General features: G+C 54.9%; 14 protein-coding genes. 8 read left to right on the top strand and 6 right to left on the bottom strand.

The window, feature by feature from the left end:
- Window positions 1–72: 72 nt before the first annotated feature.
- From M5G20_RS16115 to M5G20_RS16130, 4 genes are read right to left on the bottom strand one after another with little or no spacing between them, the layout of a single operon-like run.
- Window positions 73–288 carry a formate dehydrogenase subunit delta gene (locus M5G20_RS16115; protein WP_150731930.1) on the bottom strand — a complete coding sequence of 72 codons (216 nt, stop codon included), beginning with the start codon at window positions 286–288 and terminating at the stop codon, window positions 73–75.
- The gene (fdhF, locus tag M5G20_RS16120) at window positions 285–3,167 is read right to left on the bottom strand and encodes a formate dehydrogenase subunit alpha (RefSeq protein WP_273919889.1); all 2,883 of its coding nucleotides are present in this window, start codon (window positions 3,165–3,167) and stop codon (window positions 285–287) included. The genes M5G20_RS16115 and fdhF overlap by 4 nt, the downstream gene beginning before the upstream one ends.
- Window positions 3,164–4,723, bottom strand: coding sequence for a formate dehydrogenase beta subunit (locus M5G20_RS16125; RefSeq protein WP_273919890.1), 1,560 nt, complete (start codon window positions 4,721–4,723; stop codon window positions 3,164–3,166). Before M5G20_RS16125 ends, fdhF begins: the two co-directional genes overlap by 4 nt.
- Window positions 4,723–5,199 (bottom strand): formate dehydrogenase subunit gamma, encoded by a 477-nt coding sequence (locus tag M5G20_RS16130; protein WP_273919891.1) that lies wholly within the window; start codon window positions 5,197–5,199, stop codon window positions 4,723–4,725. The genes M5G20_RS16125 and M5G20_RS16130 overlap by 1 nt, the downstream gene beginning before the upstream one ends.
- A 631-nt stretch (window positions 5,200–5,830) precedes the next feature.
- Between M5G20_RS16130 and M5G20_RS16135 the strand changes: the two genes are divergently transcribed.
- The 7 genes from M5G20_RS16135 (at window position 5,831) to M5G20_RS16165 (ending at window position 10,670) form a co-directional block, all read left to right on the top strand.
- A complete protein-coding gene (locus tag M5G20_RS16135) occupies window positions 5,831–6,091 on the top strand; it encodes a DUF6429 family protein (protein WP_273919892.1) in 261 nt (86 codons plus the stop codon).
- A gap of 390 nt (window positions 6,092–6,481) precedes the next feature.
- Entirely contained in the window at window positions 6,482–6,970 is a 489-nt protein-coding gene (locus tag M5G20_RS16140) for an Hcp family type VI secretion system effector (protein WP_150731934.1), read from the top strand.
- A gap of 11 nt (window positions 6,971–6,981) precedes the next feature.
- Window positions 6,982–7,953, top strand: coding sequence for a hypothetical protein (locus M5G20_RS16145; protein ID WP_273919893.1), 972 nt, complete (start codon window positions 6,982–6,984; stop codon window positions 7,951–7,953).
- Window positions 7,950–8,321 (top strand): hypothetical protein, encoded by a 372-nt coding sequence (locus tag M5G20_RS16150; RefSeq protein WP_273919894.1) that lies wholly within the window; start codon window positions 7,950–7,952, stop codon window positions 8,319–8,321. Before M5G20_RS16145 ends, M5G20_RS16150 begins: the two co-directional genes overlap by 4 nt.
- A gap of 336 nt (window positions 8,322–8,657) precedes the next feature.
- Window positions 8,658–9,071 (top strand): hypothetical protein, encoded by a 414-nt coding sequence (locus M5G20_RS16155; RefSeq protein ID WP_273919896.1) that lies wholly within the window; start codon window positions 8,658–8,660, stop codon window positions 9,069–9,071.
- Window positions 9,068–9,442: a hypothetical protein gene (locus tag M5G20_RS16160; RefSeq protein ID WP_075946848.1), complete on the top strand. Its 375-nt coding sequence runs from the start codon at window positions 9,068–9,070 to the stop codon at window positions 9,440–9,442. The genes M5G20_RS16155 and M5G20_RS16160 overlap by 4 nt, the downstream gene beginning before the upstream one ends.
- Window positions 9,443–9,923: 481 nt before the next feature.
- The gene (locus M5G20_RS16165; protein WP_273919898.1) at window positions 9,924–10,670 is read left to right on the top strand and encodes a hypothetical protein; all 747 of its coding nucleotides are present in this window, start codon (window positions 9,924–9,926) and stop codon (window positions 10,668–10,670) included.
- Between the two features lie 197 nt (window positions 10,671–10,867).
- Here M5G20_RS16165 and M5G20_RS16170 read toward each other — a convergent pair whose 3' ends face one another.
- On the bottom strand, window positions 10,868–11,179 hold the full coding sequence (locus M5G20_RS16170; RefSeq protein ID WP_273919899.1) for a DUF3077 domain-containing protein: 312 nt from the start codon (window positions 11,177–11,179) through the stop codon (window positions 10,868–10,870).
- A 479-nt stretch (window positions 11,180–11,658) separates the two neighbouring features.
- Here M5G20_RS16170 and M5G20_RS16175 point away from each other — a divergent pair, with 479 nt between their 5' ends.
- Complete coding sequence (locus M5G20_RS16175) at window positions 11,659–12,129, top strand: hypothetical protein (RefSeq protein ID WP_273919900.1); 471 nt, start codon at window positions 11,659–11,661, stop codon at window positions 12,127–12,129.
- A gap of 238 nt (window positions 12,130–12,367) precedes the next feature.
- On the opposite strand, the gene M5G20_RS16180 is transcribed toward M5G20_RS16175, so the two are convergent.
- Complete coding sequence (locus tag M5G20_RS16180) at window positions 12,368–12,820, bottom strand: hypothetical protein (protein WP_273919901.1); 453 nt, start codon at window positions 12,818–12,820, stop codon at window positions 12,368–12,370.
- Window positions 12,821–13,183: the final 363 nt, after the last annotated feature.

Consider the following 13,183-nt stretch of genomic DNA (forward strand, 5'->3'; position numbering starts at 1 on the left):
GGCCCACACAGATATCGCCTGACAAACCGCCATCGCCAGCAAGCCGGCTCCTACAGTTGTGGTTTTTTGTCGCTACCAACCCGCCCCACTCACCGCCGCCTGCACCAACGGATGCAAATCCGCCCCTTTGTGCTCCACCTGCCACGCCAGCAATTCCTTGCGCATGCTCGGTGCCCAGAACATCTGCAGGTGATTGCGCACGCTGAGCACGGCCTGTTCCTGGTCCGGTTGGGTGGCGAAGTACTGGGCGATCTGGTTGGCCATCTTGATCAGGTTGTCCGTGCTCATCGGCGTACCTCCGCTTTATCGCCACGGGCGTGGCGGCGATCCTTGAGCAAACGGTCCTGTTCGTCGCTGAACGCCTGGAAGCGCTTCTGCCATTCCGAAGGGTGATACACGCGGCTGACTTCCACGGCCGTGACCTTGTACTCCGGACAGTTGGTCGCCCAGTCGGAGTTGTCAGTAGTAATCACATTGGCCCCCGATTCCGGGAAGTGGAACGTGGTGTACACCACGCCTGGTGCGACCCGCTCGGTGATCCGCGCCCGCAGCACAGTCTGTCCGGCGCGGCTGCCGATGCCGACCCAATCACCTTCATTGATGCCACGGCTTTCGGCGTCGGTCGGATGGATTTCCAGCCGGTCTTCATCATGCCAGGCAACGTTCTCGGTGCGCCGTGTCTGCGCCCCCACGTTGTACTGGCTGAGGATGCGCCCAGTGGTCAGCAACAGCGGATAACGACTGTTGACCTTCTCCTCGGTAGGCACATACCCGGTCAGCATGAAACGCCCCTTGCCGCGCACGAACTCCTCGATGTGCATGGTCGGCGTGCCGTCCGGCGCCGCCGCGTTGCACGGCCATTGCAGGCTGCCGTGGCGCTCCAGTTCGGCGTAGCTGACATTGGTGAAGGTCGGCGTCAGGCTGGCGATTTCATCCATGATTTCTGACGGATGCTTGTAGTGCATCGTATAGCCCAGAGCATTGGCCAGCGCCACCGTGCCTTCCCAGTCGGCCTTGCCGCCCAGCGGGTCCATGACCTTGCGCACCCGGGAGATCCGTCGCTCGGCGTTGGTAAACGTCCCGTCCTTCTCCAAAAACGAACTGCCCGGCAAAAACACATGGGCGAACTTGGCGGTTTCGTTGAGGAAAATATCCTGCACCACGATGCATTCCATGGCCGACAGGGCCGCGGTGACGTGCTGGGTATTCGGATCACTCTGGGCGATGTCCTCGCCCTGGCAGTACAGGCCTTTGAAACTGCCGCCCAACGCCGCTTCGAACATGTTGGGAATGCGCAGGCCCGGCTCGGATTGCAGGGTGACGTTCCACGCCTGTTCAAATTGAGTCCGCACCACTTCGTTGGAAATATGCCGGTAGCCAGGCAACTCATGGGGGAAGGAGCCCATGTCACAGGAGCCCTGCACGTTGTTCTGCCCCCGCAGCGGGTTCACGCCCACGCCTTCGCGGCCGATGTTGCCGGTGGCCATGGCCAGGTTGGCAATGCCCATGACGGCGGTGCTGCCCTGACTGTGCTCAGTCACCCCGAGCCCGTAATAAATCGCCGCATTACCGCCAGTGGCATACAAACGCGCAGCGGCACGAATGTCGGCAGCGGGCACGCCGCAGATCGCGCCCAGCACTTCTGGCGAGTTTTCCGGCCGGCTGACGAACTCGCGCCAATTGGCGAAATCACTGCCCTCGCAACGGGCGTCGATAAAGGCCTGATTGAGCAAGCCTTCGGTGACGATCACATGCGCCAAGGCGTTGAGCATGGCGACGTTGGTACCGGGGCGCAGGGCCAGGTGATATTCCGCGCGGGCGTGCACCGAATCCACCAGATCAATGCGTCGCGGATCGATCACAATCAGCCGCGCCCCTTCACGCAGACGGCGCTTGAGCTGAGAGGCAAATACCGGGTGCGCATCGCTGGGGTTGGCGCCCATCACCAGAATCACGTCGGCCTGCATCACCGAATCGAAACTCTGAGTGCCGGCGGATTCGCCCAACGTCTGCTTCAAACCATAACCTGTCGGCGAGTGGCAAACCCGCGCACACGTGTCGACGTTGTTGTTGCCGAACGCCGCGCGCACCAGTTTCTGCACCAGGTAGGTTTCTTCGTTGGTGCAGCGGCTGGAGGTGATCCCGCCAATCGAATCGCGGCCATATTTCTGCTGCAACCGACGGAATTCGCTGGCGGCGTAGGTCACCGCTTCATCCCAGCTGACTTCCTGCCAAGGGTCGTTGATGTGCTTGCGGATCATCGGTTTGGTGATGCGATCCGGGTGCGTGGCGTAGCCCCAGGCGAAGCGGCCTTTGACGCAAGAGTGGCCGTGGTTGGCCTGGCCGTTTTTGTCCGGCACCATGCGCACCAGTTGGTCGCCTTTCATCTCGGCCCGGAACGAGCAGCCCACGCCGCAATAGGCGCACGTGGTGATCACGCTGCGCTCGGGCTGGCCCAGTTCGACCACGCTTTTTTCCATCAGGGTCGCAGTAGGGCAGGCCTGCACACAGGCGCCGCAGGACACGCATTCCGAGTCGAGGAAGTTATCCCCACCGGCCGCCGCCACCCGGGATTCAAAACCGCGCCCGGTGATGGTCAGGGCAAAGGTGCCCTGGGTTTCTTCGCAGGCACGTACGCAGCGGTTGCAGACGATGCACTTGCTCGGGTCGTAGTCGAAATACGGGTTGGAAGTGTCCTTCACATCGGCCAGATGATTGTCGCCTTCATAGCCGTAACGCACCTCCCGCAGGCCGACCTGGCCGGCCACGGTTTGCAGTTCGCAGTTGCCGTTGGCCGAACAGGTCAGGCAGTCCAGCGGGTGGTCGGAGATGTACAACTCCATGACATTGCGCCGCAGGGTCGCGAGCTTCGGTGTCTGGGTGTGCACGGTCATGCCTTCGGTGACCGGCGTGGTGCAGGACGCCGGATAACCGCGCATGCCGTCGATCTCCACCAGGCACATGCGGCAGGAGCCGAAGGCTTCCAGGCTGTCGGTGGCACAGAGTTTGGGAATGGTGGTGCCCAGCAACGCAGCAGCGCGCATCACCGAGGTGCCTTCGGGCACGCTGATGCTGCGGCCATCGATGCTCAGGGTGACTTGCACGTCGCTGTCGCGGGCTGGCGTACCGAGGTCGATATCGGTTTTCGGGTCGAAGAGAGTAATCATTGCTCGGCCTCCGAGGCTTGCAGACCGAAGTCAGCAGGGAAGTACTTGAGGGCGCTGACCACCGGGAAGGGGGCCATGCCGCCCAGCGCGCACAGCGAACCGTATTGCATCGTGTCGCACAGGTCCTTGAGGATGAGCACCTGTTCATCGCGACCACTCTGGTCCGGCGCGGCCAGCATTCGGTCGATCACCTCCACGCCCCGGGTCGAACCGATGCGGCACGGCGTGCACTTGCCACAGGATTCCTCGGCGCAGAACTGCAAGGCGAAGCGCGCCATTTGAGCCATGTCCAGCGTGTCGTCCGCCACCACCACACCACCGTGACCGAGCATCGCGCCAATGCCGGCGAAGGCTTCGTAATCCAGCGGTGTATCGAATTGCGACGGCGGCACCCAGGCGCCGAGCGGGCCACCCACTTGCGCGGCCTTCAGCGGCCGGCCACTGGCGGTCCCGCCGCCGTAGTCTTCCACCAGTTCCCGCAGCGTCAGGCCAAAGGCCCGTTCCACCAGCCCGCCGTGACGAATATTGCCCGCCAACTGGAAAGGCATGGTGCCCAGGGAACGGCCCATGCCGTAGTCGCGATAGAACTGCGCGCCCTTGGCCAGAATCAGCGGCACCGAGGCCAGCGTCAGCACGTTGTGCACAAGCGTTGGCTGACCAAACAAACCCTTCAAGGCAGGAATCGGCGGCTTGGCGCGGACCACCCCGCGCTTGCCTTCCAGCGAATCCAGCAACGCGGTTTCCTCACCGCAGATGTACGCACCGGCACCGACCCGCACTTCCATATCGAAGGCCAGGCCGCTGCCGCCGACGTTGGCGCCGAGGTAACCGTTCGACCGGGCAATCTCTAGCGCGTTGCGCAGGATGACCACGGCATCCGGATATTCCGAGCGCACATAGATGTAGCCGTAAGTGGCGCCGACGGTAATGCCCGCGATGGCCATGCCTTCGATCAGCAGGAAAGGGTCGCCCTCCATCAACATGCGATCGGCGAAAGTGCCGGAGTCGCCTTCGTCGGCGTTGCACACGATGTACTTTTGCGCGGCTTCGGTCGCGCGCACCGTGCGCCATTTGATCCCGGCGGGGAAGGCCGCGCCGCCACGGCCACGCAGGCCCGAATCGAACACCTCAGTCGCAGTCTGTTCGCCACCGATAGCGATGGCTCTTTTCAAACCCTCGAAACCGCCATGATCCTGGTAATCGTCGATGTACAGCGGCTGTGTGATGCCGGCGCGGGCGAACAACAGGCGCTGCTGAGTTTTCAGATAGGGCAACTCTTCCACCAGGCCCAAGGCCAGTGGATGAGAAGACGGGTCGCCTTTGAGCGCTTCGAGCACAGACGGCACATCAGCATCTGTCAGCGGACCGAAGCCGAAACGGCCTTGCGGCGTGTCCACTTCCAGCAGTGGTTCCAGCCAGTAAAGGCCCCGCGAGCTGGTGCGTTTTATCTCCAGCGGCACAACGCGTCCCCGGGCATGGGTGATAAGGGCTACCACAACTTCTTCTGCACCCACGGCACGGGCGACCGAATCACCAGACACATAGAAAGCGGGCATCACGCGTCCTCCCGGCAAGCATCAAGCATCGCATCCAGCCGCTCGGCACTGAGCCGCGCATGCACCCGACCATCCAGCTCCAGCGCTGGCGAACAGGCGCACGCCCCCAGGCAATACACCGGACGCAAACTGATGCTGCCATCGGCGCTGCTGCCGTGATCATCCAGTTGCAGACGCTCGCGCAACTGCGCCGCCAACTGCTCGGCACCACGGCTCTTGCACGACTCAGCCCGGCACAGCCGCAGGATATGCCGCGCGGGCGGTGCGGTACGGAAGTCATGGTAAAAACTGATCACCCCACGAATCTCGGCCTGACTCTGATTGAGGGCGTGGGCAATCTCGGGGACGGCGGTATCGGGGATGTACCCGATGCGCTCCTGAATATCATGAAGAATGGGCAACAGCGCACCCGCAGAGCCTTTGTGGCGCTCCAGCAGGCTGTTGACCACAGACAGGTGCAAACTCTCATCAGGCATTCAGCAATCCTCACGGTCACGGACAAACCAGAAGGTCGTCGGTCGTCCGAAAGTGTCGGCTGCGGCATTCACACCACGTCACGGTATCGTGGCATTGTCAGGCCGATGGCCAGGGCACCCTTGGCGGGCATCTTGTTGTGCCCGACGCGGTCTTCGCCGCGCCTCTACCGGGCATAAAGGGCAGCTTGCCACGCCGCTATTGATCGAACTGCACCAAAACGACGTGTTCGGTTCTGCCTACGACTCTCCATTCAGTCTAGATGAGTGCCGCGTGGGGCGTTCATTCACTGGCCGAATGCCCGGTGGGCGTGTCGAGGGGGATGTATAGCAAGCATTACTGGTGTGAAGAAGCATCAGAACCATGGGCATTCTACGGAGCAGATGCGATGAGGCATTCCCTGTGGGAGCAGCCTGCTCGCGAATGCGCCAGCCCAGACACCATCAGTGCTGAGTCAGTTACCGGGTGATACCGGCTCAGTTGAATAGTTGGCTATAAGCCGTGGGGGGGGACGACTCATCTGCGCCACCAGGTTGAACGCACTATTCTTGTGTTTTGATGAGTGTCAGAGGGGGAATGGAACGCCCATCACAGACCCGACGACAGCTATTGAATATGAGCGGAGCAATGATCATGGAATACGACGACAAACTCATTGAAGACGCCGTGCTTGCCCTTTTGACAACCTTCAGTTTCGACGGCGGCAATGCCTGGAAAGGTTTCGACTTCGAAGTCATGAACCGATTGCATGAACATGGTTTCATCAGTGATCCGGTGAACAGGAACAAGTCAATTTGGTTAACGGAGGAAGGGTTAGAGCGCGGTCGGCGGATTGCCGATCAGTTGTTCGGCGTGAGAACTGAAGTGGAGCATGCATCCAACGCTGATACCTGACGTCAGACTGCGACCACGATGGTTGGATTGATCTCGAAAATAAAACCGTCCCACTCAGTCGGAGTGAAGAAGCATCAGAACCGTGGGCAATTCTACAGAGCAGATCCGCTGATTCATTGCGCCGTAGCCCGAAAGCCCACCGCAGTTCCCTGTGGGAGCTGGCTTGCCAGCGATAGCGTCAGCCCAGCCACCACCCATACTGAAACTGCCCCCCAAACCCAATCCAATGGTTAGTGGGCGGAAACGTCCTACATCCAACTGCCAAAACAGAGTCGGAAACATCTGATTCTGTTTTTTGGCGATGTCTGAATGAGTCAACGCTGATCCCGAATGGCGTAGATTTCCTGCTCCTTTAAAAAGACAAACAACCCACTGCCAAGGAGCGGTTTTATGGCGTTTGACGCTTTTATCAAAATTGAAGGTATTCCGGGCGAAGCGCTGGACGAACAACATAAGGATTGGATAGAAATCACTGGATATAACTTCGGCACTCATCAAAGCGCTTCAGCTACAGCCAGTTCAGCAGGTGGCGCCTCATCGGGGCGCACGACTGTTAGTGACTTCACGTTCACCAAGAATCTGGACAAATCCAGCTGTAAGCTCATAGAGATCAGCTGCGCAGGTGATCATCTCAAGGAAGTTGTATTGACACTGCATCGCGCCGGAGGCGAGAAGCAGAAGTATTTCGAGATCACATTGGAAGAAGTCATCATTTCAAGTTATTCACAACATGCAAATGATGGCGTGCCCATTGAAAGCCTCAGCTTGAACTACGGGCGCATTAAAACAATTTACACCCAGCAAAAACGAACGGATGGTGCCGGCGGAGGTAACGTCGCGGGCGGTTGGGATCGTATCAGCAATAAAAAATACTCCTGAGGTCGCCACTAATGTCAGCGATCTTTATAAATCCAAGAGTGCAGCCTTATTCATATTTGAAATCGATGTTGCAGCTTGGCAAAAACTCAATGTCAAAATTTGATGTATTGAATACGCATGTTATCAATACGGTGGTGCTGCCAGGCGAGCTAATCATTGTAGGTGATAATTCGACGCCGTCCTGTACGGCCGAAGAAGCGTTCTACATGAAGAAAGCCTCTGAAATTCACTCGGCGCTGGTGGTCAATGGAATGCAGGGTGATGGGTTTTTAGTGGAGAATCATGAACTCATAACAAGAGCGCTTGGGTATTCATCTATTGGCGTAGGTAGCGTTGGCGGTGCTTGGAGTAGGCACCTTGATGGTATCAAACAAACTCTCGAAGAAATTGAAGCAACTCATCGTTATCACATCAGAAGCGGGACGGCTCAGGCTCGAAATGATTTCTTAATGAAGCGCGAGTTGTTGTTTAAACAGCTCGATGATCAGCTGAGCGGCTTTGCCAAATATGGCTCAGGCTTACGCAATCAAGGCTCGATAAGAAATATGATTGAGATGTCCAAGCAAAGCTATTTGCATTCAGGGGTAATAGCCGGTTACGCAGAAACTATCAGCGGCGTGGCGAAAGTTTCGAATATCCTGAAAAAAGGTACGTACTTAGGTGTCGGTTTGAGTGTAACTGCTGCTGGGACCTCTATCTACGCTGCATGTACGACTGGGCGCGAAACGCAATGCAGGAAGGCAAAATATGTTGAGGGTGGTAAGTTGTCTGGAAATATTATTCTTGGGTCCTTCGGAGGAACTTTAGCGAGCGGTGCGGCTTCGATGGGGTGTGTTGCTGTACTTGGCTTCGCCACCGGAGGCCCTGGCGCCTTAGCTTGTGCAATTATTGGGGGCGGGTTAGGTGGATGGGGTGGGGGGGAATTTGGTGGTATCGCTGGAGAGCGAATTGGTGAAATATTATATGAGGGCGCTTTACTATGACTGAGGTTGTATTGGCCTACACTGCGTTAGTTGCAATGATATGCTTATTCTTTACGTTATGCTGGATATTTATGTTCTCTTACCTATATACCGGGTTAATTGAAAAATATCTTAGTAAAAGTAAGTTTGTTGCGATTAATCGAGAAGGTTTGTCAGGCTTAGGATTGCTAGGAATAGTTATTAGAAATTGTTCAATTGCTTTAATGTTTTTGATGCCTAAGTTTTGCGAGAGACGAGGTCTTATCGAAGAGAATGAGTTGGAGAATTTACCGCTTGATCTCAAGAGGAAGTTGTTAGCGCCGTGGATCACTGGTGGCGTATTATTTTTTGCGATCTTCCTTTATTCACTTTATGTCATTTGGTCCTAAAGCGTGTTGTTCAAAAAAATTTCCTCTGACTGGTTTTGCTTGGATTATAACAGCAGCAATGGATTTAATGACGAGTCATACATAACGAAGGGCTTGGACGGATGGCTCGTGGAAAATTTAAGTCAAAAGCAAGAAAATGCAGATGCTGTGGCGCACTAAATGAAGCAGGAACAAGAGGAATTAAGATTGGTGTCTGTTATGGATGTAGGAAATCCAGGCATCAATCAAAAGAAAAAACTGTATCGCGGGTGCATAAAAATCGATTAACGATCGTGCTCGGTTTTATTTCCTTTATGTTTTTTGCAATCGCCAAAAAAAGGGGACGGATTTATTTGCTTGAAAATAAATCTGTCCCCATTTTTTCATGCGCAGAAGGTCAGTGGCGTGGCCAGGGCGGCGAAGTTGATCAAGCGGGGAGTCTACATCGGTACGGCGTTGGAGGTTACCTCTGCGGATCTGAAGATCAAACAGGCATGTGCGTTGGGGCGGGAGGATGAGTGTACGAGGGCGAAGTATGTTGAGGGTTCTTCTTTGGCGGTAAGCCTTGTTGGTGGAGCCGTTGGAGGAAACCTTGGGGGGCATGCAACCACTTTTGCGTGCGTATTAGTGTTGGGTATTGCAAGTAGCGGGCCTGGCGCACTCGCGTGCGGCGTAGTTGGCGGTGTATGGGGTGGGGTCGAAGGAGGGAAGATAGGCGAAATGGCAGGTGAGAATATTGGTGAATATCTCTATGGAAAAATAGAGCAATGAATGACGTTCACATCGGTTTGATATTTTTAATAATACTGAGTCCACTTTTGCTTTTGATGGTGTGGTTGATTTATGTTGTGCAAGTTCACACCGAAAAAGCGGAAGCGTTTTTGTGTAATAGTCATTTTGTGAGCGTTAACAAAGCCGCATTTTCTAATATGGGGATTTTTGGGAAGTTTATGCGTAGTGGGGTTCTCACTATGGTTTTGATTATGCCGGGGATTTCCGTGAGGCGAGGTATCGTCAATGCTGCTGAAGTCGAACGATTTCCGAAAGCTTTAAAAAGGATGCTAGTGATCTCGTGGGGGGGGTTCTGGCTATTAAGTATTGCTTTTATTGTGTTTGGGGTCTTTGTGAAGTGTGTTAAGTAGGTTGGGTGGGTGCAAATAGACTACTGGCTAGAAATGACTGAGGATAAAATCCTCTAATGATTATTAATCTCTGTCGTGTCGTATGCAAGGTCGTCGAATAAAATAATTTCTGAAAAAAGGGGAGAAAAAAGGGGACAGAAAAAAGGGGGCGGATTTATTTGCTTGAAAATAAATCTGTCCCCATTTTTTTAGTTGGTACGTTATCTGGTGCTGTAGTCAATCACTATCGTTCTTCTTGCAAACAGCTATTTAGGGACGTAATGAAAGTCAGTCTGTGGGCTGGATTTATTTTGTATTTTGTATCTATTTTCTTTGGCAAAGAACTGCGCTATAGGCTGTTTGATTAGAGTTGGTAATGTTCTGCACCAAACCCCAACCCTTGTACGCAGGAATGGGGCCTGCCCCTTGGGCTGCCAGTGGACAGCAAATTGGCAAAATAGTAGCGTCGCGCCACTGCCTTCAACTCTGTAACGGACTACACATGCTCACTGTCGCTCCAGCCTCGCGTCTGTTCTGCGCAATCACTTTCGCCGTCGTGATGACCCCAGCGTTCGCCGACTGGGAAGAATCCTCGGAGTACGCCTGGAAAACCTACCTCTCCGATTGCCAGCAATTACAGCGGGATGTGACCGATGTACAGAACGGGCGCAAGATGGCCATGGATGTCTTGCCCAACATCCAGGGCTTTCTGCGGACCATTACGGTACACCGCAAGAACCTGGCCCAGCCAAGCCTCAGCTCCCCCGATTACGCCCGTTGTGAAAGCATCGTCTCCCAAGCCAAAGACACAGTGGCCAAGGGCAGTGCTGAAAACGACGAGGCGATGGATCAGCATTTCCGCCAAGCCCAGACCGAGCACCTGAACTCCCCGGAATACAAACGTGCTCGCTCTCTGGGCTTCACCGACGTCGGCGAAATCGGCGAGCTCGACCAGCACGCCGAACTGGATGGCGAAGCAAATCTGAAGACCTTGATGATCACAGTCGATTTTGGCTGCGGTCGCCATTTCCGCGCCGCGCATTACGTCAAACCCTACGTGGTGTACACCGTCCATCGTTCGGACGGCAGCTGCGGCGTCTACAAGCACGTCGCCGTGCTGGGCGGTGAAAAAGTGGAGCGAGGCGACTTTATTGATGAAGAAGGGATTTTTCAGTACGTGGGATGGAAGAAGTTGGCCGGTGCGGATGGCTTTCCCATCGACGTTCGAGTCGTAAAAGCGCTGAAGTAACCCGCTAGTTTTCTCTGGCGCTTGATGGCTGGCGATAACGCCAGCCCAACCACCCACAATGGCGAAAATGCACTGAAAACTCGCTGCCCACCGCAATACCCTGTAGGAGCTGGCTTGCCAGCGATAGCGCCCACTCAGCCAACACAAATACCGAATCAGCCACCACCCTCACAAACCACCCCCACAGGCCTCAACCACTAACCCTCAGCCTTAGCCCCCGCCCGCTTGGACACCGGCACAAAAGCCCGATCCCGCGTCAGCACCTTCACCGCATCATCCACCAACGCCTTACTCATCGAAGTCAGATAATGCGCAGCCCAGGCGTGACGATCAGTGTCCCTGGCATAAGCAGCATCTTCAGTGAGCGTCTTGGCCAGGAATAGAAAATCGGAGGCCATGGACAACGCATCACCAAGAGGAACCCCGCGAGTGACATGAAACAGCGCTTGATCCGCGCAGTAGATCGCAGGCGTCAGGCCAATGGTTTTGAGTTCAATTTGGTCGGTCATTGGCCACCTCCGAGGAGGGAGAGGCAATGGGGGAGGGCGCTGCGTGATTGGGAATGGCGTAGAGGGGAAAGCCAAATTTCAAACGGATTTGTCTTGGTCATGGTCAACATCCTTGATTTGAGGAGCTGCCACGAGCCTTCTCACAGGCTTGGGTGGCAGCCGTGCGCGGGGTGAGAAACCGGCAATCAAGGCAACCGGTAGACCCGAAGGTCTCCCACGCACAGCCGCCATAAAGCCTTATCGCAGACGAAAAAAAACGCCACGACAGGTTTTGGGGCGCTTTGCGCCTTGATTGTTTCGGGCTCTCACACCCGGTCGCTGAATTGGCAGCGACGCGGCGAGATTAACGCGCAGGCCTTGCTACTGCAACCCTTGAAAGCTTCAACTGTAGTCCTGGCCTAGGTTATTGTTTAGGTAAGGTGGGCGCTAGCTACGCGTCTTTTTTTCAGATTATTTTGTGAAAATTGAAAGAGGTCGGAATGGAAGCGGCAATTAGTGTTTATGAGCAATATTGTGAGCAAGTTCGACACCATCAAGATGAGCGCCGCGCAATTGCGAACACACTAACTGTAGTTGTTGGCGCTTTGGTTGCCGTTGCAGCCATAGATCAACGGTTGGATAAACAGGATTTCCCCATAATTTTGGCATTTATTGTCATTGGACTATTTGGTGCGATGTGCATGGTTAAATGCCATGGTCTCATCAGGTTTTACAAACAAATGGCATCGACAATGGCTTTGCATATTGGAGGGGGAGGGGGAAGTAGTTTTGATGTTGTACAGCTTGAAGAGAGTGTGAGAATCAGCGAGCCCGCTTTTTGGAGGCGGATCGATAAAGTAAGGCTTTGGTATCTGTGGTCGTTGTTTTTTGTGTTTGTCATGTTGGTGGGAGTAATGCTCCTATTTGCTCTTCCAACGGACGGTTGGATTTTGTTAAATAGATATAAATGAAATTGAAGTATTTTATTTGATCTTTTTTTCTATTGCGTTCTAGAGTTTTTTTGGTTGTTTTTATTTTCAATGGGTTCGATGATTTATTGCTCTTTCGAAAATAAATCTGTCCCCTTTTCGTGCAACTCATCCTCGAGCTGCGTCGCTGCAGGCTTCCCGCACGCAGTGGCTAGTCTGTGGGTACCAGAGCAGGGAAGTCTGCAGTCCCACGCGTAGCGTGGGAGAGGTCAACCCTCAATCAAAACTGCTTTGATGCGCTGGAGATGCGCTGGTACTTACGCAGCTGCCGGTTAACGTTGCGGATATCCAGAAAGAATATCTCTGCGCTGCGCCAGATCAGCATCCACGCGGTGACGGTAACAACTCCCACGGGGATGGTGCCCTCAATGCCCAGAGCCGTGCCTGCCAGCACCAAGGCTAGTGCCAAGCCCAGGAGCGTCAGTGCTACCAGCCGCAGGGTGCGAATATCCCCTCTGAGTTGTTCGCTCTTTTCCGCAAAGGTATTGCTGATGGCTTGCTGAAGGCGTTCTCGCTCACCTTCCGGGCAGCGGATCTGCAGGCTCAGCTCGGGGTGGTACCAGGCGCTATCTGACAGATAGTCCACCAGTGCGGGGCTTAGCTTGGGGTTGTCCGGCGAGGCAAACGGGTTGAGGTAATCGTGGCTGATCGTCAGATCGATTTTTTTAGTCATAACGAACCTTTAGCTGGTTGAGTTGTAAACGGAGGCTTTAGTGTTCGTGGTAAAGCTAGTTGCAAGACAGCTGCTTTGCTTAAACGGCAGTCGCACGAGCTTTTTGTAGGAGCGGAATCACCCGCGATGCGTTGGATGAATGTGTGCCGCGACCATTTCTATAAGCGCTGATCGTTATCAAGCTCCGCGTGGTGGACAGCAGGCAGCTGGCGGCGCATGCGCAGATAAGGGTTAGAGGCAGCTATTGGCCGGTTTCTGCCTCTCGCGACAGGCAGAGATCGGCCAAAAGCAGCCGCCGACGTTCTTAAAGTCGCGCTTTGCAATATCTCGCATTAGCTATCGATTGGTGCGCCACCATTTGAT

This window comes from Pseudomonas sp. TNT2022 ID1044, from assembly GCF_028656895.1.
GTDB classification, from domain to species: domain Bacteria; phylum Pseudomonadota; class Gammaproteobacteria; order Pseudomonadales; family Pseudomonadaceae; genus Aquipseudomonas; species Aquipseudomonas reinekei.

Bases quoted from the DNA above. Each gene is read 5' to 3' on its own strand.
- M5G20_RS16130 (WP_273919891.1), bottom strand. From the start codon at position 5,199: ATGCCTGATGAGAGTTTGCACCTGTCTGTGGTCAACAGCCTGCTGGAG.
- M5G20_RS16135 (WP_273919892.1), top strand. From the start codon at position 5,831: ATGGAATACGACGACAAACTCATTGAAGACGCCGTGCTTGCCCTTTTG.
- M5G20_RS16145 (WP_273919893.1), top strand. From the start codon at position 6,982: ATGTCAGCGATCTTTATAAATCCAAGAGTGCAGCCTTATTCATATTTG.
- fdhF (WP_273919889.1), bottom strand. From the start codon at position 3,167: ATGATTACTCTCTTCGACCCGAAAACCGATATCGACCTCGGTACGCCA.
- M5G20_RS16125 (WP_273919890.1), bottom strand. From the start codon at position 4,723: ATGCCCGCTTTCTATGTGTCTGGTGATTCGGTCGCCCGTGCCGTGGGT.
- M5G20_RS16175 (WP_273919900.1), top strand. From the start codon at position 11,659: ATGGAAGCGGCAATTAGTGTTTATGAGCAATATTGTGAGCAAGTTCGA.
- M5G20_RS16140 (WP_150731934.1), top strand. From the start codon at position 6,482: ATGGCGTTTGACGCTTTTATCAAAATTGAAGGTATTCCGGGCGAAGCG.
- M5G20_RS16115 (WP_150731930.1), bottom strand. From the start codon at position 288: ATGAGCACGGACAACCTGATCAAGATGGCCAACCAGATCGCCCAGTAC.
- M5G20_RS16165 (WP_273919898.1), top strand. From the start codon at position 9,924: ATGCTCACTGTCGCTCCAGCCTCGCGTCTGTTCTGCGCAATCACTTTC.
- M5G20_RS16150 (WP_273919894.1), top strand. From the start codon at position 7,950: ATGACTGAGGTTGTATTGGCCTACACTGCGTTAGTTGCAATGATATGC.
- M5G20_RS16180 (WP_273919901.1), bottom strand. From the start codon at position 12,820: ATGACTAAAAAAATCGATCTGACGATCAGCCACGATTACCTCAACCCG.
- M5G20_RS16170 (WP_273919899.1), bottom strand. From the start codon at position 11,179: ATGACCGACCAAATTGAACTCAAAACCATTGGCCTGACGCCTGCGATC.
- M5G20_RS16160 (WP_075946848.1), top strand. From the start codon at position 9,068: ATGAATGACGTTCACATCGGTTTGATATTTTTAATAATACTGAGTCCA.